Below are 22817 nucleotides of genomic sequence, written 5' to 3'. Positions count from 1 at the left end.
GCGCCGCTCACGCGGCGAAGGCGACGTACTGCTCCCGGGCCGGGCCGACGCCGACGAGCGTGACCGGCACGCCCGCGTGCTCGGCGATGACCGCCACGTAGTCGCGCGCCGCCCGCGGCAGGTCGGCGGCCGACGTCGCCCCCGACAGGTCCTCCTGCCAGCCGGGCAGCTCCTCGTAGACGGGGGTGACGCGGTGCAGGAGCGACTGGTGGTAGGGGACGCGCTCGAGCCGGCGCCCGTCGGCCTCGTAGCCGACGCAGACCTTGAGCCTCGGCAGGGCCGAGAGGACGTCGAGCTTCGTGAGGGCGATCTCCGTGACGGAGTTGAGCCGCACCGCCTGGCGCAGCATGACGAGGTCGAGCCACCCGGGCCGGCGGCGCCGGCCCGTGTTCGTCCCGTACTCCTGGCCGCGCTCGACGAGGAGGTCCGCGAGCTCACCGTCGACCTCGGTCGGGAAGGGTCCCGCGCCGACGCGCGTCACGTAGGCCTTGGCGATGCCAACGACCCGGTTGACGTCGAGGGGGCCGATGCCCGAGCCGACGCAGGCCCCACCGGCGGTCGGGTTCGACGACGTGACGTACGGGTAGGTGCCGTGGTCGAGGTCGAGGAAGGTCGCCTGGGCCCCCTCGAGCATGACGTTCTCGCCGGCCTCGAGCGCCTCGTGGACGAGGCTCACCGTGTCGCCGATCATCGGCGCGAGCCGCGGCGCCAGCTCGTCGAGGTAGCGGTGCGCGATCTCCTCGAAGTCGAGCGAGAGCCGGTTGTACACCTTGGCGAGCACGGCGTTCTTCTCGCGCAGCGCGACCTCCAGCTTCTGGCGGAAGATCTTCTCGTCGAGCAGGTCCTGGACCCTGATCCCGACGCGCGCCGCCTTGTCGGCGTAGGCGGGGCCGATGCCGCGCCTCGTCGTCCCGAGCTTCGAGCGGCCGAGCGAGCGCTCCGCGGCCCGGTCGATCTCGTAGTGGTAGGGCATAATGAGGTGCGCGTTCCCCGAGACGACGAGGCGGCTCGTGTCGATGCCGCGGGCCTCGAGGGCGTCGCACTCGGCGACGAGCACGGCGGGGTCGACGACGACGCCGTTGCCGATCACCGGGATCGTGTGCGGGTAGAGCACCCCGCTCGGGACGAGCTGGAGGGCGAAGGTCTCGCCGTCCACGACGATCGTGTGGCCCGCGTTGTGCCCGCCCTGGTAGCGGACGACGAGCCGCATCTCCTTGGCGAGCAGGTCGGTGAGCTTCCCCTTGCCCTCGTCGCCCCACTGGGTTCCGACCACCACGGTCGCGGGCACGCAGCACCTCCGGATCGACCGGTCGGAGTGTAGCCGGGGGCCTGTCGGGCCGAGACGGGCGCTCAGCTCAGCACGAAGGCGCCGTTCTCCACGCCGACGTGCACCGTCGCGCCCTCCGGGTAGCGGCCCTCGAGCAGCGCGAGGGCGAGCGGGTCGCCGAGCTCGCGCTGGATGACGCGCCGCAGCGGGCGGGCGCCGAAGACCGGGTCGTAGCCGCGCTGCGCGAGCAGCTCGCGCGCCTCGGGCGAGACGTCGAGCTCGAGCCGCCGCTCGGCGACGCGCTCGGCGAGGCGCTGGAGCTGGATGTCGACGATCGCCGCGAGGTCCTCGCGCCCGAGCGGACGGAAGCGCACGATCTCGTCGATGCGGTTGACGAACTCCGGCTTGAAGTGGTCGAGCGGGTCGCCGGCGAGGTTCGAGGTCATGATGAGCACGACGTTCGTGAAGTCCACCGTCCGGCCCTGGCCGTCGGTGAGGCGGCCGTCGTCGAGCACCTGGAGCAGCACGTTGTAGACGTCCGGGTGCGCCTTCTCGATCTCGTCGAGGAGCACCACCGCGTACGGCCGGCGCCGCACCGCCTCCGTGAGCTGGCCGCCCTCCTCGTAGCCGACGTAGCCGGGCGGGGCGCCGACGAGGCGCGCCACGGTGTGGCGCTCCTGGTACTCGCCCATGTCGATGCGGACCATCGCCCGCTCGTCGTCGAAGAGGAAGGCCGCGAGCGAGCGCGCGAGCTCGGTCTTGCCGACTCCCGTCGGGCCGAGGAAGAGGAAGGAGCCGATCGGCCGGTGCGGGTCGGCGAGGCCGGCCCGGCTGCGCCGGATGGCGTTCGCCACGACGCGCACCGCCTCGTCCTGGCCGACGACGCGCCGGCGCAGGGCGTCCTCCATGTGGACGAGCTTCTGCACCTCGCTCTCGAGCAGGTTCGTCACCGGCACGCCGGTCCAGCGCGAGACGACCTCGGCGATGTCCTCGGCGTCGACCTCCTCCTTCAGCATCTTCTGGTGCGACTGCAGCTCGGCGAGGCGGTCGGTCGCCTCGGCGATCCGGCGCTCGAGCGCGGGCAGCTCGCCGTAGCGAATCTCCGCCGCGGCCTGGAGGTTGCCGTCGCGCTCGTGGCGCTCCGCGTCCGAGCGCAGCGACTCGAGACGCCCCTTCAGCTCGCGAATCGTCGTGATCGCCTCGCGCTCGGCCTGCCAGTGGGCGGTCATCGCGGACTCCTGCTCGCGCAGGTTCGCGAGCTCTTCGTCGAGCTTGGCGAGGCGCTCGCGCGACGCCGGGTCGCTCTCCTTGGCGAGGGCGACCCGCTCGATCTCGAGCTGGCGGATGCGCCGGGTCACGACGTCGATCTCGGTCGGCATCGAGTCGATCTCGATGCGCAGGCGGCTCGCCGCCTCGTCGACGAGGTCGATCGCCTTGTCGGGCAGGAAGCGGCCGCTCACGTAGCGGTCGGAGAGCACCGCCGCGGCGACGAGCGCGGAGTCCTGGATGCGGACCCCGTGGTGGACCTCGTAGCGCTCCTTCAGGCCGCGCAGGATGGCGATCGTGTCCGCGACCGAGGGCGGCCCGACGTAGATCGGCTGGAAGCGCCGCTCGAGCGCGGCGTCCTTCTCGATGTGCTTGCGGTACTCGTCGAGCGTCGTCGCGCCGATCATCCGCAGCTCGCCGCGCGCCAGCATCGGCTTGATCATGTTGCCGGCATCCATCGCCCCCTCGGCGGCCCCGGCCCCGACGATCGTGTGGAGCTCATCGATGAAGGTGACGACCTCGCCCTCGGACTCGGTGATCTCGCGCAGGACGGCGCGCAGGCGCTCCTCGAACTCGCCCCGGTACTTGGCGCCCGCCACCATCCCCGCGAGGTCGAGGGCGATCACCCGCTTGCGCCGCAGGCTGTCGGGGACGTCCCCCTCGACGATGCGGTTGGCGAGGCCCTCGACGATCGCCGTCTTGCCGACGCCCGGTTCGCCGATCAGCACCGGGTTGTTCTTCGTGCGGCGCGACAGCACCTGGATGACCCGGCGGATCTCCTCGTCGCGCCCGATGACCGGGTCGAGCTTGCCCTGGCGGGCGAGCTCGGTGAGGTCCCGCCCGTACTTCTCGAGCGCCTGGTAGCTCTCCTCGGGGTTCGGCGAGGTGACGCGCTGGGCCCCGCGCACGGACCGGAGCGCGGCGAGGAGCCGCTCGCGGTCGACCCCGAGCTCGCCCGCCAGGGCGAGCAGCACGTGCTCGACCGAGAGGTACTCGTCCCCCATCTCCTTCTGGAAGCGCTGCCCCTCCTCGAGCGCCTCCACGAGCCGGCGCGAGAGCTGCGGGCCCTGGCCCCCGTAGGCGCGAGGCAGCTTCGCCACCTCCTCGCTCAGGCGGTTGCGCAGCGCGAGCGGCGCGACCCCGAGCCGGTCGAGGATCGGGACGGCGATGCCGCCCTCCTGGCCGAGCGCGGCGAGGAGGAAGTGCGCCGGGGTCACCTCCGCGTTCCGGCCGGCCTCGGCGAGGCGGGTGGCCTCCTGGAGGGCCTCCTGCGTCTTCAGCGTGAAGCGGCTCGCGTCAAGCGCCATCTCGTCTCCTCGCTACGAGCGTCCTCGGTTCGCGCCGATCGCCGTCGAGCCCGGCGGCACCCGGCCGCCGAGGCGCGCCGGCAGCCGCTCGGCGCGCAGCGGCACGAGGTCCCTGCGGTACTGGCGGTGGGCTGCCTCGACCGCGGCGCGCGCCTCGCGCCGGGCGGCCTCGAGCTCGCGCCGCAGGCGGGCCACCTCCGCCTCGAGGGCGAGGACCCGGCGCACCCCCTCGAGGCTCACGCGCTCGGCCGTCAGCTCCTGGATCCTGCGCAGCCTGGCGATGTCGGCATCGGAGTAGCGCCTGCTGCCCCCGCCGGTGCGCGCCGGGTCGAGCAGCCCCTTGCGCTCGTAGGTGCGCAGCGTCTGGGGGTGCACGCCGGCGAGCTCGGCGGCCACCGAGATCACGTAGAGCGCCCGGCGCGCCTCGCCGCTCACTGGTCCACCCCGAGGTGCGCCCGCGGCGAGGTCGACGTCGCGCGCGCGAGCGCCTCGAGCGCCTTGCGCTGGGCCTCGTTCAGCTCGGTCGGCACGACGACCTCGACGGTGACGAGGAGGTCGCCCGGGGGGCCGCCCTTTGTCAGGCCCCGGCCCCGCACCCGGAAGGTCTTGCCCGTCCTCGTGCCCGGGGGCAGCTTCAGGCGCACCGGGCCGTCGAGGGAGGGCACCGTGATCGTGGCCCCGAGCGCGGCCTCCGGGAAGGTCACCGGGACGTTGAGCGTGAGGTCGCGGCCGCGCCGCCCGAACAGCGGGTGGGGCGCGACGTGGACGACGACGTAGAGGTCGCCGGGCGGGCCGCCGGCACGCCCGGGCTGGCCGCGCCCTTTCACCCGGATCCGCTGCCCGTCGCTCACCCCCGGGGGGATCCGCACCTTGACGCGACGCTCGCGCCGCTCCACCCCCGTGCCGAAGCACGTCGGGCAGGGGTCGACCACCTTCGTGCCCCGCCCGCCGCACTCCGGGCAGGGCGAGGACAGCGAGAAGAACCCCTGGTTGTCGTTCACGACGCCGCTCCCGCCGCAGCGCGGGCAGACGACCGGCGCCGTGCCCGGGCGCGAGCCCGAGCCGCCGCACGTCGAGCACACGGCCCCGCTCGTGACGTTCACCGTCGTCACCACGCCCTCGACCGCCTCGTCGAAGGAGAGGTGGAGCTGCGCCTCGAGGTCGGCGCCCCGCTGGGGCGCGGCGCCGGACCTCCGGCGCGACATCCCCCCGCCGCCACGGAACAGCCCCCCGAAGAGGTCGCTCAGGTCGTCGATGCGGAAGTTGAAGCCCCCGGCGCCGCCGAAGCCACCGCCGGCGCCGAGGCGGCGCACCTCGTCGTACTCCTTGCGGCGCTCGGGGTCGCCGAGCACGTCGTAGGCCGCGGTGATCTCCTTGAAGCGCTCCTCGGAGCCGGGGTTGGCGTCCGGGTGGTACTGCTTCGCGAGCTTGCGGTAGGCGCGGGTGATCTCCTTGTCCGTCGCGTCGGGCGAGACGCCGAGCACGGCGTAGTAGTCGGTCTCGAACCACTCCCGCTGGGGCGCCATCGACCGCCTTCCTCAGCCTCGCACCTTCACCATCGCGGGGCGCAGCACGCGGCCCTTCAGCGCGTAGCCGGGGCGCAGCACCTCCACGACGACCGCCCCCGGGCCGCCCTCGCCGTCTGCCCCGCCCTCGTGCGCCACGGCGTCGTGGACGTGCGGGTCGAAGGCCACCGAGGCGGCGTCGATCCGCTCGAGCCCCTCCTTGGCGAGGATGTCCCAGAAGAGCGACTCGACCTGCTCGAGCGACTCGATGGCGACCCGGCCGCTCTCGTCCTCCCTCGCGTGGGCGATCGCGAGCCCGAGCGCGTCGAGGGCGGGGAGCAGCCGCTCGAGCAGCTGCTCGGCGGCGCGCTCGAGGAGCGCCGTCTGCTGGCGGATCGTCCGCTTGCGGTAGTTGTCGAACTCCGCCTGCAGCCGGCGCAGGGTGTCGAGGTACTCGTCGCGCTCCGCGGCGAGCTGCGCGAGGTCCGCCGGCTCGGGCGACGGCGGCGGCGCGCCGTCGACGGCGCCCGCCTCGGGCGCGACGGCTTCCACCGGTGCCTCGCGGACCCCGTTCTCGGGCTGGCCCGCCTGGCGGTCCCCGTTCTCGGGCGCCTCGGACCCGGGCGCGGCCTCGCCCTGGGGCGCGAGGTCCGCCGCCCGCGCGTCGAGGCCCTCCGGGTTCGCCTCGCCGCTACTCATGCCCCTGCCGCGCCGGGCTCGTCGACGATCTCGGCGTCGACGACCTCCTCGTCGCTCGCCTGCTGGCCCTGCGCGGCGCTCGTCGAGGCCGCGGACGAGGCAGCCGACGCCTGCTCGTACAGCCGCTGGGCGAAGGCCTGCGAGGCGCGCACGAGCTCGTCGGTGGCCGTCCGGATCGCGCCGACGTCGCTGCCCGACACCGCCTCCTTCAGCCTGCGCAGCGCCGACTCCACCTTGTCCTTCTCGTCGCCGCTGAACTTGTCGCCCTCGTCGCGCAGCAGCTTCTCGGTCCGGTAGATGAGGGTGTCGGCGTTGTTGCGCGTCTCGGCCTCCTCGCGCCGGCGGCGGTCCTCCTCGGCGTGCTGCTCCGCGTCGCGGATCATGCGCTCGATGTCCTCGCGCGGGAGGGAGGACTGCCCGGTGATCGTCATCGACTGCTCCTTGCCCGTCGCCCGGTCCTTGGCGGAGACGTGCACGATGCCGTTCGCGTCGATGTCGAAGGTGACTTCGATCTGGGGCACGCCCTGGGGGGCGGGCGGCAGGTCCACGAGCTGGAACTTGCCGAGCGTCTTGTTGTAGGCGGCCATCTCGCGCTCGCCCTGGAGGACGTGGATCTCGACGGAGGGCTGGTTGTCCTCGGCCGTCGTGAACACCTCGGAGCGCTTCGTCGGGATCGTCGTGTTCCGCTCGATGAGGCGGTGCATGATCCCGCCCTTCGTCTCGATGCCGAGGCTGAGCGGCGTCACGTCGAGCAGCAGGACGTCCTTCACCTCGCCCTTCAGGACGCCCGCCTGGATGGCGGCGCCGACCGCGACGACCTCGTCGGGGTTGACGCCCTTGTGCGGCTCCTTGCCGGTCAGGCTCTGGACGAGCTCCTGGATGGCCGGCATCCGGGTCGACCCGCCGACGAGGATGACGTGGTCGATCCGGTCCTTGGTGAGCGAGGCGTCCTTGATCGCCTGCTCGAACGGCCCGCGGCAGGCGTCGACGAGGTCAGCCGTGAGCTCCTGGAACTTCGAGCGCGTCAGCTTCATGTCGAGGTGCTTGGGGCCCTCGGCCGTGGCCGTGATGAACGGCAGGTTGATCGACGTCTCCTGGACGCTCGACAGCTCGATCTTCGCCTTCTCCGCGGCCTCCTTCAGGCGCTGCATCGCCATCTTGTCGTTCGAGAGGTCGACGCCCTCGGTGTCCTTGAACGACTTCACGAGCCAGTCGATGATCCGCTGGTCCCAGTCGTCGCCGCCGAGGTGGGTGTTGCCGGAGGTCGCCTTCACCTCGAAGACGCCCTCGCCGATCTCGAGGATCGACACGTCGAAGGTGCCGCCGCCGAGGTCGAAGACGAGGACCGTCTGGTCCGCGCCCTCCTTGTCGAGGCCGTAGGCGAGCGCCGCGGCGGTCGGCTCGTTGATGATCCGCAGCACCTCGAGCCCCGCGATGGTGCCGGCCTCCTTCGTCGCGGTGCGCTGCGCGTCGTCGAAGTAGGCGGGCACCGTGATGACCGCCTGGGTGACCGTGTCCCCCAGGTACGCCTCGGCGTCGCGCTTCAGCTTCTGCAAGATGCGCGCCGAGATCTCCTGCGCCGTGTAGGCCTTGCCGTCGATGTCGATCTTCCAGTTCGTGCCCATGTGGCGCTTCACCGAGCGGATCGTGCGCTCCGGGTTCGTGATCGCCTGCCGCTTGGCGACCTCGCCGACGAGCACCTCGCCCGTCTTCGAGAAGGCCACGACGGAGGGTGTCGTGCGGCTCCCCTCCGCGTTCGGGATGACCGTGGGCTCGCCGCCCTCGAGGGTGGAGACGACGGAGTTCGTCGTCCCGAGGTCGATGCCGACCGCCTTAGGCATGCCGCTGCCTCCGATCCTTCGTACCCGCGCCCTCGACAACCTCGCGTCCGGCGCGCTCCGTTCCTGACAGCAGTCAGTGTAACGAAGTTGAGCGTCTCCGTGTCAACCTTGTGGCGCGCCCCGCCAGAACGGAGGGTGCCCGTCAGGAGAAGCGGGTGGGGTGGACGCGCATGCCCTCGACGACGACGAGGTGGTGCCAGTGCTGCCCGGCGATGCGCGCCAGGGCCGCGAGCTGCCGGCGCTCGCGGTCCCGGTAGGGGCGGCCGCTGCGACCGGCGAGGAGGACCAGGCCGGTCCCCTCGAGGCGTGCCCACGCGACGTCGCGCACCGACGCCCCCGGCGCGTCGTGCGGCCCCGCGCCGGCGCTCGTGCCCGCGACGAAGGCCTCGAGCCACGGCGCCGGCGGCGGGCTGCCGGCGGCGCTGAGCACCGCCGGCTCGTCGGGGTCGAGGACCGCCACCCACTCCGCAGCCGAGGCTGACGCGACCCCGCCGGCGAGCGCGGCGAGCAGGTCGGCCACCGAGCGCGCGCCGAGGAGGTCGGCTGCCACCTCGAGCGGCTCGGCGAGCGGGCGGCCGGCGCCCTCGATCGCCCGGACGTCCTCGACGTCGACGGCGTCGAGCTCGGCGAGCTTGGCGAGCATGAGCGAGACGCGGTCCTCGCTCGGGAGCTCGAGCAGGAGCTCGTCGATGACGCGGCCGGCGCCTCGCTCGAGGATCTCGATCCCGACGACGTCGCCGCCGACCGCGCCGATGCGGCTCGCCACGGCGCCGAGGGCTCCCGGCCGGTCGGCGAGCCAGACGCGCAGGACGTAGGCGGGCATCGCCCCCACACTAGGCAGGCCTGCCGGCCGGGCGACGAGGGGTCGGCCGGCTCGGCTAGCGTCGCCGCCGTGGCCCGGCTCGTCCTCCTCCGCCACGGCGAGAGCGCCTGGAACGCCGAGAACCTGTTCACGGGATGGGTCGACGTCGACCTCAGCCCGAACGGCGAGCGGGAGGCAGCCGAGGCAGGCCGCCTCCTCGCCGCCGAGGCCGACCTGCGCATCGCGGTCGTCTTCACCTCGGTGCTCACCCGGGCCGTGCGCACGGCGAACATCGCCCTCGACGCCGCCGGCCTCTCCTACCTCCCCGTGGAGCGGCACTGGCGACTGAACGAGCGCCACTACGGGGCGCTCCAGGGGCTCGACAAGAAGGAGACGGCACGCCGGCACGGCGCCGAGCAGGTCAGGATCTGGCGCCGGAGCTACCGGACGCCGCCGCCGCCCGTCGAGGAGGACTCGCCGTACCACCCGCGCAACGACCCCCGCTACGCCGCGGTGCCCCGGCGCGCGCTCCCGGCGAGCGAGTGCCTCGCCGACGTCGTGGCGCGCGCCGTGCCCTACTACGTGGACGCCATCGCGCCGGTGCTCGCCCACGGCCACGACGCCCTCGTCGTCGCCCACGGCAACTCGATCCGGGCGCTGTGCAAGTACCTCGAGGAGATCTCCGACGACGACATCGTCGGCCTCGAGATCCCGACCGGCATCCCCCGCGTCTACGACCTCGACGCCTCCCTCGAGGTCCGCGCCGTCCGCTACCTCGGCGACCCCGAGGCGGCGCGGGCCGCGGCCGAGGCGGTCGCCCGCCAGGCCGGCTGACGCTCGCTTCACGCGCCGTTCACGCGGCGCTAACACGCCGTTCAAGGCGGTGGCACGGGAGCGAAACGCGCCGTGCGTAGGTTCTCGGCCGGGCCGCGCCCGCGGCTCGGCCGAGAAGGAGGAGCGGGTGTACTTTCCGTACCCGAGCTGGCTCAACGCGGGGGACAACGCCTGGCAGCTCACGGCGGCGACGCTCGTCGGCCTGATGAGCCTGCCCGGGGTCGCCGTCCTCTACGGCGGCCTCGTGAAGAAGAAGTGGGCCGTGAACACGACGCTCATGGCCTTCTCCGCCTTCGCCGCCGTCCTCGTCGTGTGGGTCTTCTGGGGCTACAAGATGGGCTTCGGCGACTCGTTCCACCTCGGGGGCGGGGGCACGCGCGCGGCCCCCATCGCCAACATCCTGGACGGCTTCCTCGGCCACCCCGGCTCGGTCGCCGGCACCGGCGCGCTCGAGCAGCGCGCCGTGATCCCCAACCTCGCCGCCTCCTCGCCGGCGCTGCACCTGCCGGGCGCGACGATGGTCTACTTCCAGTTCGTCTTCGCCGCCATCACGCCGCTGCTCTTCCTCGGCAGCGTCCTCGGCCGGATGAACTTCAAGGCCTGGCTGATCTTCGTCCCGGCGTGGACGACGTGCGTGTACACCGTGAACGCCATGCTCATCTGGGGCGGCGGCTACTGGGCCTCGAAGGGCGCGCTCGACTACTCCGGCGGCTACGTCATCCACCTCGCCGCCGGCGTGACCGGCTTCGTCGCCGCGTGGGTGATCGGCCCGCGCCTCGCTCGCGACCGCCAGTCGTTCCCGCCGACGAACCTCCTCCTCGTCGCCGTGGGCGCCGGGCTGCTCTGGCTCGGCTGGAACGGCTTCAACGGCGGCGACCCCTTCTTCGCCGGGCCGGATGCCGCCGCCGCGGTGCTGAACACGAACCTGTGCACCGCCACGGCCCTCCTCACGTGGGTGGTCTGCGACACCTTCGTCGCGCCGGCGCGCAAGCCGACGCTGCTCGGAGCCGTGAACGGCATGATCGTCGGGCTGGTCTGCATCACGCCAGCAGCCGGCTTCGTCAACGCCAACGGCGCCGCGATCATGGGCGTCGTCGCCTCCCTCCTCGTCTTCCTCGCCTGGACCTACCTCCCGCGGGTGCGACCGTTCTCGCGGGTGGACGACGCGCTCGGGGTCGTCTACACGCACGGCCTGGCCGGCCTGATCGGCGGCGTGTGCACCGGCTTCTTCGCCGATCCGCACATGGTCGAGTACGCCTTCGGCCGGTCGAACACCGCCGCCATCTGGCGCGAGGCGCAGGGCGTCGCCGGTCTCTTCTACGGCAACGCCGATCGCGTCCTCGTGCAGCTGGGAGCGGCCGGCACCATCATCGGCTGGGACGCCCTCGTCACCGCGGCGCTGCTCCTCCTCATCCGCTACGTGCTGCGCGTCCCGCTGCGCTTCCCGCTGGCCGAGCTCGAGGAGGGGGACGCGGCGATCCACGACGAGGAGGTCGAGCCGCCGCAGCTCGCCACGCGCTCGGGCGCGGTCGAGCGCCTCGGCGCGCGCACACAGGAGGTGGTGCTGCAGTGAAGCTCGTCGTGGCCGTCATCAAGCCCTTCAAGCTCGACGAGGTGAAGGAGTCGCTGAAGGCGCTCGGCGTCCAGGGCCTCACCCTCACGGAGGTGCAGGGCTTCGGCCGCCAGGGCGGCCACACCGAGACCTACCGGGGCGCCGAGTACACGATCGACCTCGTGCCGAAGGTCCGCCTCGAGATCCTCGTCGAGGACCGCGACGCGCTGGACGTCGTCGAGTCGATCGTCGACACGGCGCGCACCGGCCGGATCGGCGACGGCAAGGTCTGGGTGCTCCCGGTCGAGGAGGTGGTGCGCATCCGGACCGGCGAGCGCGGGAGCGACGCCCTGTGAGGACGCTCGCCCCGGGCGCGGCGCCGACGCGTCGCCAGCGGGCCGCGGCGGCGCGCGCGAGCCGGGCGCGCTCGGTGCTCAGCGCTCCCAGTACGGCTGGCGGAGCCGGTACTTCTGGAGCTTGCCGGTCGCCGTGCGCAGCAGCGAGTCCCTGAACTCGACGCTCGTCGGCGCCTTGTAGTGCGCCATGCGCGCCCGGCAGTGCTCGATCAGCTCGCGCTCGTCGGCGTGCGCCCCCTCGCGCAGGACGACGAGCGCCTTCACCGTCTCGCCCCACCGCTCGTGCGGCACCCCGATCACCGCCACTTCGGCGACCGCCGGGTGCTGGTACAGGCAGTCCTCGACCTCGATCGAGGACACGTTCTCGCCGCCGGTGATGATGACGTCCTTCTTGCGGTCGGAGATCACCGTGTACGCGCCCTCGAGGTACCCGCCGTCGCCGGTGCGGAACCACCCGTCGACGAGGCACGCTGCGCTCTCCTCGGGCTGGTTCCAGTAGCCGCTGAAGACGTGGTTGGAGCGGGCGAGCACCTCGCCGGTCTCGTCGATGCGCAGCGCGACGCCGACGCCCGGCGGACCGGCCCGGCTGAGGCGCCGTGCGCGCTCGGCGGCGTCGAGCCCGTCCCACTCCAGGGGGGCGCGGTTCAGCGTGAGCAGCGGCGCCGTCTCGGTGAGGCCGTAGAGCTGGATGAACTCCCAGCCGAGCTCCGTCTCGACTCGCTCGATCGTGCGCGACGGCGGCGGCGCCCCGGCGACGACGATCCGGGTCCTCCCCCGCCCCGGCACCTCCTCGCCGCGCTCGCGCCGGCAGGCGGCGGCATCCAGGATCATCGCCACGACGGCCGGCGCCCCGCACAGCAGCGTGACACCCTCGGCCGCGACGCGCGCGAGGACCGTCTCGCCGTCGACCTTGCGCTGCACGACGTGGCGGCCGCCCATCGCCGTCACGGCGTAGGGCATCCCCCAGCCGTTGCAGTGGAACATGGGCAGCGTGTGCAGGTAGACGTCGCGGTCGACCACGGTCGTGTGCCAGCCGAAGGTCACCGCGTTGAGCCAGCAGTTGCGGTGCGTGAGCTGCACCCCCTTCGGACGCGCCGTCGTACCCGAGGTGTAGTTGATCGAGCAGACGGCGTCCTCGTCGACCTCGACCGGCTCGGGGGCCCGTCCGTCGGGAGCCGGCGCGAACAGCTCCGCGTCGGCGACGCCGTCGAGGGCGATCTTGTGCTTCGCGGCCACGCCGGCCACCGCCTCGGCCACCTCGGGGTCGTAGAGCAGGACCGACGAACCCGAGTGCTCGACGATGTAGGCGATCTCGTCGGCGATCAGCCGGTAGTTGATGGGGACGAGGACGCGACCGAAGGCCGAGACGCCGAAGAACGAGAGGAGGAACCTCGCCGAGTTCGGGCTGACGATGGCGACCCGGTCCCCGGGCCCGACCCCCATCTCCTGCAGGGTGAGCGCCACCTGGCGCGAGCGCGCCTCGAACTCGCCGTAGGAGAGGGCGCCGAGGCTGCCGGGCGCGCCCGGCTCGTCGACGACCGCCGTCCGCTCCGGGAAGACGAGCGCGGCGCGCCCGAGGAAGTCACCGATCGTGAGCGGTACTCGCATGTCCCCCTCCTCACCGGCCCGCCGCCGGGCGGACCGGCGGCCGTGCCCCTCGCTGGATCCTCACCCCCCGCCGGTCCCAGCACCTCCCGCGGGGGCCTCGTAGCGGTAGAAGCCCTGGCCGGCCTTCCTGCCGAGCCGGCCCACCTCGACCATGCGCCGGAGCAGGGCGCTCGGGGCGAGGCTCGGCTCGCCGTACTCCGCGTGGAGCGTCTCGGCGATGGCGAGGAGCGTGTCGAGACCGATGAAGTCGGCGAGGCGCAGCGGGCCCATCGGGTGCGCGCAGCCGAGCTCCATCCCGCGGTCGATGTCCTCGGCGCTCGCCGCGCCCGTCTCGAGCATGCGGATCGCACCGAGCAGGTAGGGGACGAGCAGACCGTTGACGATGAAGCCAGCCTGGTCACGGGCACGGATGACCTGCTTGCCGAGCCGACCGAGGACGAAGTGCTCGGCGGCGGCGGCCACGGCGTCGGCGGTGAGCAGCGACTTCGTCAGCTCGACGAGGGGCATGACGGGCACGGGGTTGAAGAAGTGGAGGCCGACGACGCGCTCGGGTCGGGTCGTCGCCGCGGCGAGCGAGGCGATCGGGATCGAGGACGTGTTCGAGGCGAGCACGGCGTCGGGGGCCACGAGCCGGTCGAGGGCGGCGAACAGCTCCCGCTTCAGCGCCGCGTCCTCGGCGACCGCCTCGACGACGAGGTCGCAGCCGGCGAAGGAGGCGAGCTCGGTCGTGAACGCGAGCCGCTCGAGCACGCCGGCGCGCTCGTCCTCCCCGAGCTTGCCGGCGCGCGCCGCGCGCTCGAGGGAGCGCTCGATGCGGGACCGCCCGGCGCGCAGCGCGTCGCCGTCTACCTCGCCGACGAGCACCTCGAGGCCCGCGCGCGCACACACCTCGGCGATCCCCGACCCCATCTGGCCGCAGCCGAGGACGCCGACGCGCCCGATCGCGCCGTCCCCGCCGTCACCGAGGCGATCACTGGCCGGCAAAGCGGACCTCCCCTCGGCGCCGCTCGAGGAACGCCGCCATGCCTCTCGCCGCGTCCTGGGTTGCGAGCACCTCGTCCATCGCCGCCCGCTCGATGTCCAGGCCCTCGGCGATCGGCCGGCCGAGGCCGGCGTCGACGGCCCGCTTGGCGAGCGACTGGGCGAGCACGGCGCCCGTGGCGAGCCTGCCGGTGAAGGAGAGCGCCTCCTCGAGCAGGGCGCCGTCGTCGACCACCCGGTCGACGAGCCCCATGGCGAGGGCCTCGGCAGCGGGGACGTGGCGGCCGGTGAAGATGAGCTCCTTCGCGCGCGCGGGCCCGACGAGGCGCGCCAGGCGCTGGGTGCCGCCGGCCCCGGGGATGATCCCGAGCGTCACCTCGGGCAGCCCGAGACGGGCGCCGGCCGCGGCGAAGCGCAGGTCACAGGCGAGCGCGAGCTCGAGGCCGCCGCCGAGGGCGTAGCCGGCGACCGCCGCGAGCGTCGGCCGCGGGAAGCCGGCGAGGCCATCGCAGGCGCGGCGGAAGGCGTCGAGGAGGCCGGGGGCGCGCGCGGGGTCCGCCAGCTCGGCCACCTCCGCACCGGCAGCGAAGTGCGCTGCGCCGCCCCAGAGGACGAGCGCGCGCGGCGGGTCGGCACCGAGCGAGGCGACGAGGCCCGAGAGCTCGTCGAGCAGCGCCCTCGACAGCACGTTCAGCCGCCCCCCGTCGAGGCGGACCACCCCGACGTGCCCCTGCGGCTCGTAGCGGACCGGCACGGCCGCGCTCACCGCCTCACCGCCGCCGCCCGCCCTGGGGCGCCGCTCGGCGCGAGCGCCCCGAGGCCGGCGCGCCCTCGGGCGCGGGATCGATGTCCCCCGAGGCGACGCGCAGGCGCCGGAGGATGGCGAAGAGGTCGCGCAGGTCCCCCTCGTCGAGGCCGGGGGCCTCGAAGACCTCCTCGTTCAGGGCAGCGGTCGCCTTCTCGGCGACGTCCCGCCCCGCGGGGAGGATGGCGGCGAGCGTCGTCCGGCGGTCCGTCGGGTGCGGGAGCCGCTCGACGAGGCGCTGGCGCTCCAGCCGGTCGACGAGGTTCGTGACGCTCGTCGGGTGGACCTGGAGGCGGGCGCCGACGCGGCTCAACGGCATCGCCCCGGTGCGGCTGAAGGAGAGCAGCATGAGCAGCTCGTAGCGGGCGAACGTGAGGCCGAAGGGCCGCAGCACGGCCTCGACCCGAGCGAGGTAGAGCTGCTGGGCCCGCATGATCGAGGTCACGGCGGCCATCCCCGGTGCCGCGGCCGGCCAGCCGTGCGCCACCCACTGCTCGCGCGCGAGCTCGATCGGATCGAACGCCAGGGGTCTGCGACGGACCACGGTACGACTCCTTGCGGCCGGGATCGTGTCGGCGTCGTCCGCACGTTACCGGACCGGGCACGGCAGCTGGCACGGACCTCATATAGTTGGATGTACGACTATCGTCAATCCTATGAAGCGCGCAGCCACGCCAGCGGGCCTCCACCGTCCGGTGCACCCGGTGCGCATCGTCACGGCGGCGAGCCTGTTCGACGGGCACGACGCGGCGATCAACCTGATCCGCCGCCTCCTGCAGGCACAGGGAGCGGAGGTGATCCACCTCGGCCACAACCGCTCCGTCGCCGAGGTCGTCGCCGCCGCGGTGGCCGAGGACGTGCAGGGCGTCGCCGTCAGCTCCTACCAGGGGGGGCACGTCGAGTACTTCAAGTACCTCGTCGACTGCCTGCGCGACGCGGGGCGCGGCGACGTCCTCGTCTACGGGGGCGGCGGCGGCGTCATCGTCCCCGCCGAGATCGCCGAGCTCGAGGCCTACGGCGTGCGCAAGATCTTCTCCCCCGACGACGGCCAGCGCCTCGGCCTCGCCCGGATGGTGAACCTGCTCGTCGAGGAGTGCGACCGGGACCTCGCGTCGAGCCCGCCCCGCCTCGCCGACCTGTACCTCGGCGACCAGCTCGCGCTGGCCCGGACGATCACCGCCCTCGAGCAGGGGAGGCTCGACGAGGCGGCCCGAGCCGAGATCGCCGCGGCAGCTCGGCGGCGCCACGTCCCCGTCCTCGGCGTCACCGGCACGGGGGGCTCGGGCAAGTCGTCGCTCACCGACGAGCTCCTCCGGCGTTTCCGGCTCGACCTCGGCGACAAGCTGCGCATCGCGCTGCTCGCGATCGACCCGACTCGCCGACGCGGTGGCGGCGCGCTGCTCGGCGACCGCATCCGCATGAACGCCATCGACACCCCGCTCGTCTTCTTCCGCTCGATGGCGACGCGCACCTCGGTCGCCGAGGTGCCCGAGCACGTGCCGGCCGTCGTCGACGCCTTCCGGGCCGCCGGCTACGACCTCGTCATCGTCGAGACCCCCGGCATCGGCCAGCGGGACGCGGCGATCGTCGATGTCGCCGACGTCTCGCTCTACGTCATGACCCCCGAGTACGGCGCCGCCTCCCAGCTCGAGAAGATCGAGATGCTCGCGCTCGCGGACGTCGTGGCGATCAACAAGTTCGACCGGCAGGGCGCGCGCGACGCCCTGCGCGACGTGCGCCGCCACTGGGCGCGCGAGCACCTCGGCACCTCGAGCGCGAACGAGGAGGCGCCCGTGTTCGGCACGGTCGCCTCGCACTTCAACGACGACGGGGTGACCGCCCTCTACCAGCACCTTCGCGACCGGCTCGTGCCCGGCGCGCTGGCCGCGGCCGGCGGCGGGGCGCTCGCTCCGGTCGCCACGGCCGCCTCGAGCCGCGCCGCGAGCCTCGTCCCCGCCGAGCGCTCCCGCTACCTCGCCGAGATCGCGGCCACCGTGCGCGCCTACCACGAGACGACGGCCGAGCAGGCCCGGGCGCTGCGCCGGCGCCAGCAGCTCGCCGAGGTCGCCGCCCTCGCCGAGGCCGAGCACGTCGGCCTCGGGGAGATCGCGGCGCTGCGCGACGCCGCCGAGGCAGCGGTGCACGCCGAGACCGACGCCCTGCTCGAGTCGTTCCGGGAGGCAGCCGCCGCCTACGCCGGCGAGGAGCTCGAGCTCGACGGAGCGGGCGGCGTGCGCACCGTCCGCCTCGCCCGCTACTCCCTCGCGGGCACGAGGGTGCCGCGCGTCGCGCTGCCGACGAGCGCGGACGACGGCGAGCTCTACCGGTGGCTGCGCGCCGAGAACCTCCCGGGCCGCTTCCCCTTCACCGCCGGGGTCTTCCCCTTCAAGCGCGAGGGCGAGGAGCCGACGCGCATGTTCGCCGGCGAGGGCGACCCGCTGCGCACGAACCGCCGGTTCCACCTCCTCGCCGACGGCCAGCCCGCCGCCCGACTCTCGACGGCCTTCGACCCGGTCACCCTGTACGGCTTCGACCCCGACGAGCGCCCCGACGTCTACGGCAAGATCGGCACGTCCGGCGTCTCGGTCGCCACCCTCGAGGACATGGAGGCCCTCTACGAGGGCTTCGACCTGTGCGCGCCGACGACCTCCGTCTCGCTCACGATCAACGGGCCGGCACCGGCGATCCTCGCCATGTTCCTCAACGCGGCGATCGACCAGCAGCTCGAGCGCTTCCGCGCCGAGCACGGCCGCCCGCCGAGCGCGCAGGAGGCCGAGCTCGTGCGAGCCCGTGCGCTGCGACAGGTGCGCGGCACGGTCCAGGCCGACATCTTGAAGGAGGACCAGGGCCAGAACACCTGCATCTTCTCGACCGAGTTCTCCCTCAAGGTGATGGCCGACATCCAGGAGTACTTCATCGCCCACGAGATGGAGAACTTCTACTCGGTGTCCGTCTCCGGCTACCACATCGCCGAGGCCGGCGCGAACCCCATCACCCAGCTCGCCTTCACCCTCGCCAACGGCTTCACCTACGTCGAGGCCTACCTCGCGCGGGGCATGCGCGTCGACGACTTCGCGCCGAACCTCTCCTTCTTCTTCTCCAACGGCATGGACCCCGAGTACACGGTGATCGGCCGGGTCGCCCGGCGCATCTGGGCGATCGCGATGCGCGACCGCTACGGCGCCAACGAGCGCTCGCAGCGCCTCAAGTACCACATCCAGACCTCGGGGCGGTCCCTGCACGCGCAGGAGATCGCCTTCAACGACATCCGCACGACGCTCCAGGCGCTGTGCGCCGTCTACGACAACGCCAACAGCCTCCACACGAACGCCTTCGACGAGGCGATCACGACGCCGACCGAGGAGTCGGTGCGGCGAGCCCTCGCCATCCAGCTCATCATCAACCGGGAGTGGGGCCTCGCCTACAACGAGAACCCCCTCCAGGGGAGCTTCGTCGTCGAGGAGCTGACCGACCTCGTCGAGGCGGCGGTCCTCGAGGAGCTCGAGCGCCTCTCCGAGCGCGGCGGCGTCCTCGGCGCCATGGAGGCCGGCTACCAGCGCGGCCGGATCCAGGACGACTCCGCCCGCTACGAGCAGGCCAAGCACGACGGCAGCCTGCCGATCGTCGGCGTCAACGTCTTCACGCGACCCGACGGCGAGAAGCCGGAGGGCCTCGAGCTCGCCCGATCGACCGACGAGGAGAAGCGGCGCCAGCTCGCCCGCCTCGCCGACTTCCACGCCCGCCACGCCGAGGACGCGCCCGGCGCGCTCGCCCGGCTGCGCGAGGTCGCGCTCGCTGGCGGCAACGTCTTCGCCGAGCTCATGGAGACCGTCCGGCACGCCTCGCTCGGCCAGATCTCGGCGACGCTCTTCGAGGTGGGCGGCTCCTACCGGAGAGCGCTGTGAGCCGCGGGGACAAGGCGCCGCCCGGCGCCTACCGGCCACCGGTCGACGACCTCCTCCTCGCGCTCGAGGTCGTCGGGCTCGGCGAGCTGCTCCGGCTCGAGCGCTTCGCCCACGTCGAGCGGGACGTCGTCGAGGCGGCCCTCGCCGAGTTCGGCCGCCTCGCGGCCGAGGTGCTCGCGCCGCTCGACGCGCCGGGCGACCGCGCCGGCGCGACGTTCGACGCCGCGACCGGGCAGGTGCGCACGCCCGCGGGCTTCGCGGCCGCCTACGCCCGCTACGTCGAGGCCGGCTGGGGCGCGCTCCAGTTCCCCCGATCGGTGGGCGGCGGCGGCTTCCCCGCCGTCGTGGCGCTCGCCCTCCAGGAGATCTTCGCCGCGGCGAACCTCTCGCTCTCGCTCGCCCCGGTGCTCACCCAGGGGGCGATCGAGCTCCTCCTCGCCTGGGGCAGCGAGGAGCAGCGGCGCACCTACCTGCCGCACCTGCTCACGGGCGAGTGGACCGGGACGATGGAGCTCACCGAGGCCGAGGCCGGCTCGGACCTCGCGCCGGTGCGCACGGAGGCCCGGCGAGGCGCGGATGGGACCTGGCGGGTGACCGGCACGAAGATCTTCATCACCTGGGGCGAGCACGACCTCGCCGAGAACATCGTCCACCTCGTGCTGGCGCGGACCCCCGGCGCGCCGCCCGGGACCCGGGGACTGTCGGTCTTCCTCGTTCCCAAGCTCCTCCCCACCCCCGCCGGCCTCGGCGGTCGCAACGCGGTGGCCTGCCAGGGCGTCGAGCGCAAGCTCGGGCTCCACGCGAGCCCGACGTGCGTGATGCGCTACGAGGGGGCGGCCGCCGAGCTCGTCGGCGCGCTGCAGGGCGGGATGCGGACCATGTTCACGATGATGAACGCGGCGCGCCTGTCGATCGGGCTCGAGGGCCCGGCGATCGGCGAGCGCGCCTACCAGCAGGCCCTCGGCTACGCCCGCACCCGGCTGCAGGGGCGCGTGCCCGGGCTCCGCCCGCCGCAGCGCTCGGCGATCGTGGAGCACGCCGACGTGCGCCGCATGCTCCTCCTGATGCGCACCGGCGTACAGGCCGCCCGCCTGCTCGTCCTGTACGCCGCGAGCCGCCGCGACCTCGCTCACCAGGCCGACGCGCCGGCAGCGGCCGCGGCGCGGTCCGAGCTCGACCTGCTGACGCCGATCGCGAAGGCCTGGGCGAGCGACCTGGGCGTCGCGATCGCCTCGCTCGCCGTGCAGGTCTTCGGCGGCGCCGGCTACCTCGAGGAGACGGGCGTCGCCCAGCGCCTGCGCGACGCGAGGATCGTGCCGATCTACGAGGGGACGAACGGGATCCAGGCGATCGACCTCGTGACCCGCAAGCTCCCGGGCGAGGGCGGTGCCGCGATGCGACGCCTGCTCGGCGCCGTCGGCGCGACCGCCACCCGGCTCGAGGCGCGCGGCGGGATCCTCGGCGTCTCGGGTCGGGCGCTCGCCGCGGCGGGCGCCGCGCTCGAGGCGGCGACCGACTGGCTCCTCGCCCGCGGCCGCGGCGAGGACGCGCTCGCCGGCGCGACCGCCTACCTCGAGCTCGCGGGCCTCACCCTCGGTGGGTGGCTCATGGCGAGGCGGGCCCTCGTCGCGACCGGCGACCAGGCGACCCTCGCCGAGGCGGAGTGCCACTTCTACGCCGTCGAGTACCTGAGCCGGGCGCCGGGCCTGCTCCAGCCGGTCACCGCCGGCGCGACGCGCCTCTCGCGTCTCGCGGGCGAGCGCGAGGGCTAGCCACGCGGGCGCGAGCGGAGGTCAGCGGAAGTTCTCGAAGTAGCGGCTCGGCGTCGGGCCGCGCTGGTGCTGGTACTTCGAGCGCAGGCCGGAGGAGCCGTAGGGGTGGTCGGCCGGGGTCGTCATGCGCAGGAAGCTGATCTGGCCGATCTTCATGCCCGGGTACACGGTGATCGGCAGGTTGGCGACGTTCGAGAGCTCGAGCGTGAGGTAGCCGTCGAAGCCGGGGTCCACGAAGCCGGCGGTCGAGTGGATGAGCAGGCCGAGACGCCCGAGGCTCGACTTGCCCTCCAGCCGGCCGACCAGGTCGTCGGGGAGGCGGACGCGCTCGAGCGTCGAGCCGAGGACGAACTCGCCGGGGTGGAGGATGAGCGCCTCGCCCTCCACGATGCTGACGAGCTCGGAGAGCTCCTCCTGGTCCTCCTTCACGTCGATCACCCGCTGGGTGTGGTTCCGGAACACCCGGAAGAAGCGGTCGGTGTGCAGGTCGACCGAGGAGGGCTGGATGCAGCCCTCGCCGAGGGGATCGATCGTGATCCGTCCGGCCTCGAGCTCCTCACGGATGGATCGGTCAGAGAGGATCATCGTGGTCCCGCACGATACAGTGACCGAGTCCGCGGGTGCGGCTCGAGCACCGGCGGGCGCCGCGGGCGTAGTTCAGAGGCAGAACATCAGCTTCCCAAGCTGAGAACGCGGGTTCGATTCCCGTCGCCCGCTCCCGAGCGACGTCCGCTCGCGCCTCCCCAGGCCCCGCACATCGGGGATGCCGGAAGGTACGAGGGCGCCCGCTCGTCGGGCGCCAGCGGGCGTCTCCTGCTGCATCGTCTCGCCGGGCGACGCCAGGCGCGTCCACCTCGAAGGGGCCGCCGCTCGGGTCCGTCGCGCTCGCCGCCACGAGGTCAGCCACGCGCGACGGTGACCCCACGACGAACGAGCTCGCGCCACCCCGTAGCACCCGCACCCGCGCGGCTCGCGGCGCCCCGCGCGGCGGTGGCGAGGCGTGCGCAGGTCTCGTTCCTAGCGGCCGACCGGGCCCTCCAGCTCGAAGCGGTAGGTCCCCGTGCTGCCGTGGCCGGCCGAGGCGACCCCCGAGCCGCGGGTCCCCACCAGCCCACCGGTGCCCGAACCCTCGATCACCTCGAAGTCGGTGCGCGCCACCGCCCCGTCGTAGGTGCCGGTGGCTCGCAGCACGAAGCTCCCCGAGCGATCGCCCACGCTGCCCACGACACGGTGGTGCCCGACGAACTCGGCGGTGCCGTCGGACCGGTAGGTCATCACCATGTCGGCGATGGTCTCGGCCTCGATCCCGCCGGTGAAGCGCTGCCCGATGCGAGCCGTCGTCACCCTGACCGTACCCTCCAGGCCGGTCGCCGGCTCCTCGCTCCACGACGTCACCTCGAAGCCGCCCTCGACCAGGTCGCCCACCGCTGCACCCCCGATGCGCCCGATTGCGTCGTGCATACTCTGCCCGTCCGCCGCGCCGGCCGCACGGCGTCCTCGCGCGCAGGGCTGCACCTCGCGGACCGAAGGTCCGGCGCGTCAGGTCGCGCCACCCTCAGAGTGCGACCGGCACCTCGGGCGACCGCGTCGCTCCCTGTCGTCCCGGAGACGCAGCGGCAGACCCCGCGCGCCGCGGCCGCGCTCGTGGCTGGACGACGCAGCCGGCGGAGGCGGTCGACGACCCCGGTGAACGCCCGTCCGCTGGAGGCCGCGCGCTGCCCGAGATCGCGGACCGTCTCGTCGCCCGGCGGCGTCGAGACGCCTCGCTCGCCGCGACGACGGCGAGGACGACGTCACGGGGCGGCCCGCTCGCCCTCGCGCTCGAGGCGCTCAATGGCCGCGGCCCGCTCGTGGCGCTCGTCGACCGCAGCCACCTCCGCTGCGTCGGTCTCGGCGGGTCCTCGGGCGACGAGCGCCACCTGCGATCGGCGAGCACCGCCTCGCCTCGGCCGACCTCGCCTCCCACGCGTCGCGGCGGTCGAGGCGACTCGGCGCCCGAAGGGAGGCGCGCTGCGTCCTCGACGGCGCGCCGGGCGTTCGGCCAACGCGTGTCGCCGCTCTCGCCGGGCCGAGCCCTCCCGAGCCTCGGCGGCGACGCGTGCGTGCCTCGCAGCCGACGCGCGTGCGGGTCACGCGGTCGCCGCCGCGGCCGCCGGGCGCGACGGGCGCGACGCGTTCGGCCGCCCACGCCCGGTCTCGCGCCAGCGACGCGGGCTGAACGCCTGGCGGCGCGCCGTGTGCCCGCGCAGAGAGGATCGCCGCCCAAGACGGTTGCTCTGTGCAATGATCGCAGCATGCAGACATCTTCGCGACCGGC

Annotated in this window: 19 protein-coding genes and 1 tRNA gene; 6 read left to right on the top strand and 14 right to left on the bottom strand. The window is 73.6% G+C overall.

Annotated features, from left to right (window positions below; translation table 11 throughout):
- Window positions 1-7 precede the first annotated feature (7 nt).
- The 7 genes from VKV23_10260 to VKV23_10230 form a co-directional block, all read right to left on the bottom strand.
- Window positions 8-1288, bottom strand: coding sequence for an adenylosuccinate synthase (locus tag VKV23_10260; protein ID HLI16419.1), 1281 nt, complete (start codon window positions 1286-1288; stop codon window positions 8-10).
- Between the two features lie 62 nt (window positions 1289-1350).
- Window positions 1351-3840 (bottom strand): ATP-dependent chaperone ClpB, encoded by a 2490-nt coding sequence (gene clpB / locus VKV23_10255; GenBank protein ID HLI16418.1) that lies wholly within the window; start codon window positions 3838-3840, stop codon window positions 1351-1353.
- A 12-nt stretch (window positions 3841-3852) separates the two neighbouring features.
- The gene (locus tag VKV23_10250) at window positions 3853-4275 is read right to left on the bottom strand and encodes a MerR family transcriptional regulator (protein ID HLI16417.1); all 423 of its coding nucleotides are present in this window, start codon (window positions 4273-4275) and stop codon (window positions 3853-3855) included.
- Window positions 4272-5366 carry a molecular chaperone DnaJ gene (gene dnaJ / locus VKV23_10245; protein HLI16416.1) on the bottom strand — a complete coding sequence of 365 codons (1095 nt, stop codon included), beginning with the start codon at window positions 5364-5366 and terminating at the stop codon, window positions 4272-4274. The genes VKV23_10250 and dnaJ overlap by 4 nt, the downstream gene beginning before the upstream one ends.
- A 12-nt stretch (window positions 5367-5378) precedes the next feature.
- Window positions 5379-6044 (bottom strand): nucleotide exchange factor GrpE, encoded by a 666-nt coding sequence (gene grpE / locus VKV23_10240; GenBank protein ID HLI16415.1) that lies wholly within the window; start codon window positions 6042-6044, stop codon window positions 5379-5381.
- Window positions 6041-7885 carry a molecular chaperone DnaK gene (dnaK, locus tag VKV23_10235; GenBank protein HLI16414.1) on the bottom strand — a complete coding sequence of 615 codons (1845 nt, stop codon included), beginning with the start codon at window positions 7883-7885 and terminating at the stop codon, window positions 6041-6043. The genes grpE and dnaK overlap by 4 nt, the downstream gene beginning before the upstream one ends.
- 142 nt (window positions 7886-8027) lie before the next feature.
- Window positions 8028-8708 (bottom strand): hypothetical protein, encoded by a 681-nt coding sequence (locus tag VKV23_10230; protein ID HLI16413.1) that lies wholly within the window; start codon window positions 8706-8708, stop codon window positions 8028-8030.
- 69 nt (window positions 8709-8777) lie between these two features.
- Between VKV23_10230 and gpmA the strand changes: the two genes are divergently transcribed.
- From gpmA to VKV23_10215, 3 genes are all read left to right on the top strand, one after another.
- Window positions 8778-9521 (top strand): 2,3-diphosphoglycerate-dependent phosphoglycerate mutase, encoded by a 744-nt coding sequence (gpmA, locus tag VKV23_10225; protein HLI16412.1) that lies wholly within the window; start codon window positions 8778-8780, stop codon window positions 9519-9521.
- A gap of 127 nt (window positions 9522-9648) precedes the next feature.
- Complete coding sequence (locus tag VKV23_10220; GenBank protein HLI16411.1) at window positions 9649-11094, top strand: ammonium transporter; 1446 nt, start codon at window positions 9649-9651, stop codon at window positions 11092-11094.
- The gene (locus tag VKV23_10215) at window positions 11091-11429 is read left to right on the top strand and encodes a P-II family nitrogen regulator (GenBank protein HLI16410.1); all 339 of its coding nucleotides are present in this window, start codon (window positions 11091-11093) and stop codon (window positions 11427-11429) included. The genes VKV23_10220 and VKV23_10215 overlap by 4 nt, the downstream gene beginning before the upstream one ends.
- A 78-nt stretch (window positions 11430-11507) precedes the next feature.
- Here VKV23_10215 and VKV23_10210 read toward each other — a convergent pair whose 3' ends face one another.
- The 4 genes from VKV23_10210 to VKV23_10195 are packed head-to-tail and all read right to left on the bottom strand — an operon-like array spanning window position 11508 to window position 15367.
- The gene (locus VKV23_10210) at window positions 11508-13037 is read right to left on the bottom strand and encodes an AMP-binding protein (GenBank protein HLI16409.1); all 1530 of its coding nucleotides are present in this window, start codon (window positions 13035-13037) and stop codon (window positions 11508-11510) included.
- Between the two features lie 60 nt (window positions 13038-13097).
- Window positions 13098-14021, bottom strand: a complete 924-nt coding sequence (locus tag VKV23_10205; GenBank protein ID HLI16408.1) for a 3-hydroxybutyryl-CoA dehydrogenase — start codon at window positions 14019-14021, stop codon at window positions 13098-13100.
- Window positions 14008-14784 (bottom strand): enoyl-CoA hydratase-related protein, encoded by a 777-nt coding sequence (locus VKV23_10200; protein ID HLI16407.1) that lies wholly within the window; start codon window positions 14782-14784, stop codon window positions 14008-14010. Before VKV23_10200 ends, VKV23_10205 begins: the two co-directional genes overlap by 14 nt.
- Before the next feature lie 4 nt (window positions 14785-14788).
- Window positions 14789-15367, bottom strand: a complete 579-nt coding sequence (locus tag VKV23_10195) for a MarR family transcriptional regulator (GenBank protein ID HLI16406.1) — start codon at window positions 15365-15367, stop codon at window positions 14789-14791.
- A 112-nt stretch (window positions 15368-15479) separates the two neighbouring features.
- Between VKV23_10195 and icmF the strand changes: the two genes are divergently transcribed.
- Both icmF and VKV23_10185 read left to right on the top strand, forming a co-directional pair.
- A complete protein-coding gene (gene icmF, locus VKV23_10190) occupies window positions 15480-18728 on the top strand; it encodes a fused isobutyryl-CoA mutase/GTPase IcmF (GenBank protein HLI16405.1) in 3249 nt (1082 codons plus the stop codon).
- Entirely contained in the window at window positions 18725-20500 is a 1776-nt protein-coding gene (locus VKV23_10185; protein ID HLI16404.1) for an acyl-CoA dehydrogenase, read from the top strand. The genes icmF and VKV23_10185 overlap by 4 nt, the downstream gene beginning before the upstream one ends.
- A gap of 21 nt (window positions 20501-20521) precedes the next feature.
- Here VKV23_10185 and dcd read toward each other — a convergent pair whose 3' ends face one another.
- On the bottom strand, window positions 20522-21085 hold the full coding sequence (dcd, locus tag VKV23_10180) for a dCTP deaminase (GenBank protein HLI16403.1): 564 nt from the start codon (window positions 21083-21085) through the stop codon (window positions 20522-20524).
- A 61-nt stretch (window positions 21086-21146) separates the two neighbouring features.
- Here dcd and VKV23_10175 point away from each other — a divergent pair.
- Window positions 21147-21217: transfer RNA gene (locus VKV23_10175), tRNA-Gly, on the top strand.
- A gap of 300 nt (window positions 21218-21517) precedes the next feature.
- On the opposite strand, the gene VKV23_10170 is transcribed toward VKV23_10175, so the two are convergent.
- Together VKV23_10170 and VKV23_10165 are read right to left on the bottom strand one after the other, a co-directional pair.
- A complete protein-coding gene (locus VKV23_10170; protein ID HLI16402.1) occupies window positions 21518-21961 on the bottom strand; it encodes a DUF3224 domain-containing protein in 444 nt (147 codons plus the stop codon).
- 332 nt (window positions 21962-22293) lie between these two features.
- Window positions 22294-22419 carry a hypothetical protein gene (locus VKV23_10165; protein ID HLI16401.1) on the bottom strand — a complete coding sequence of 42 codons (126 nt, stop codon included), beginning with the start codon at window positions 22417-22419 and terminating at the stop codon, window positions 22294-22296.
- Between the last annotated feature and the right edge of the window lie 398 nt (window positions 22420-22817).

Source organism: Acidimicrobiales bacterium (assembly GCA_035294085.1).
Taxonomy (GTDB): domain Bacteria; phylum Actinomycetota; class Acidimicrobiia; order Acidimicrobiales; family Bog-793; genus DATGLP01.
The sequence above is the reverse complement of the archived record's forward strand: the minus strand, read 5'-3'. Positions and strand labels throughout refer to the sequence as shown.

Coding starts and splice junctions, on each gene's coding strand:
- dcd (HLI16403.1), bottom strand. CDS start 21,085: ATGATCCTCTCTGACCGATCCATCCGTGAGGAGCTCGAGGCCGGACGG.
- VKV23_10210 (HLI16409.1), bottom strand. CDS start 13,037: ATGCGAGTACCGCTCACGATCGGTGACTTCCTCGGGCGCGCCGCGCTC.
- dnaK (HLI16414.1), bottom strand. CDS start 7,885: ATGCCTAAGGCGGTCGGCATCGACCTCGGGACGACGAACTCCGTCGTC.
- grpE (HLI16415.1), bottom strand. CDS start 6,044: ATGAGTAGCGGCGAGGCGAACCCGGAGGGCCTCGACGCGCGGGCGGCG.
- dnaJ (HLI16416.1), bottom strand. CDS start 5,366: ATGGCGCCCCAGCGGGAGTGGTTCGAGACCGACTACTACGCCGTGCTC.
- clpB (HLI16418.1), bottom strand. CDS start 3,840: ATGGCGCTTGACGCGAGCCGCTTCACGCTGAAGACGCAGGAGGCCCTC.
- VKV23_10170 (HLI16402.1), bottom strand. CDS start 21,961: ATGCACGACGCAATCGGGCGCATCGGGGGTGCAGCGGTGGGCGACCTG.
- VKV23_10230 (HLI16413.1), bottom strand. CDS start 8,708: ATGCCCGCCTACGTCCTGCGCGTCTGGCTCGCCGACCGGCCGGGAGCC.
- icmF (HLI16405.1), top strand. CDS start 15,480: ATGAAGCGCGCAGCCACGCCAGCGGGCCTCCACCGTCCGGTGCACCCG.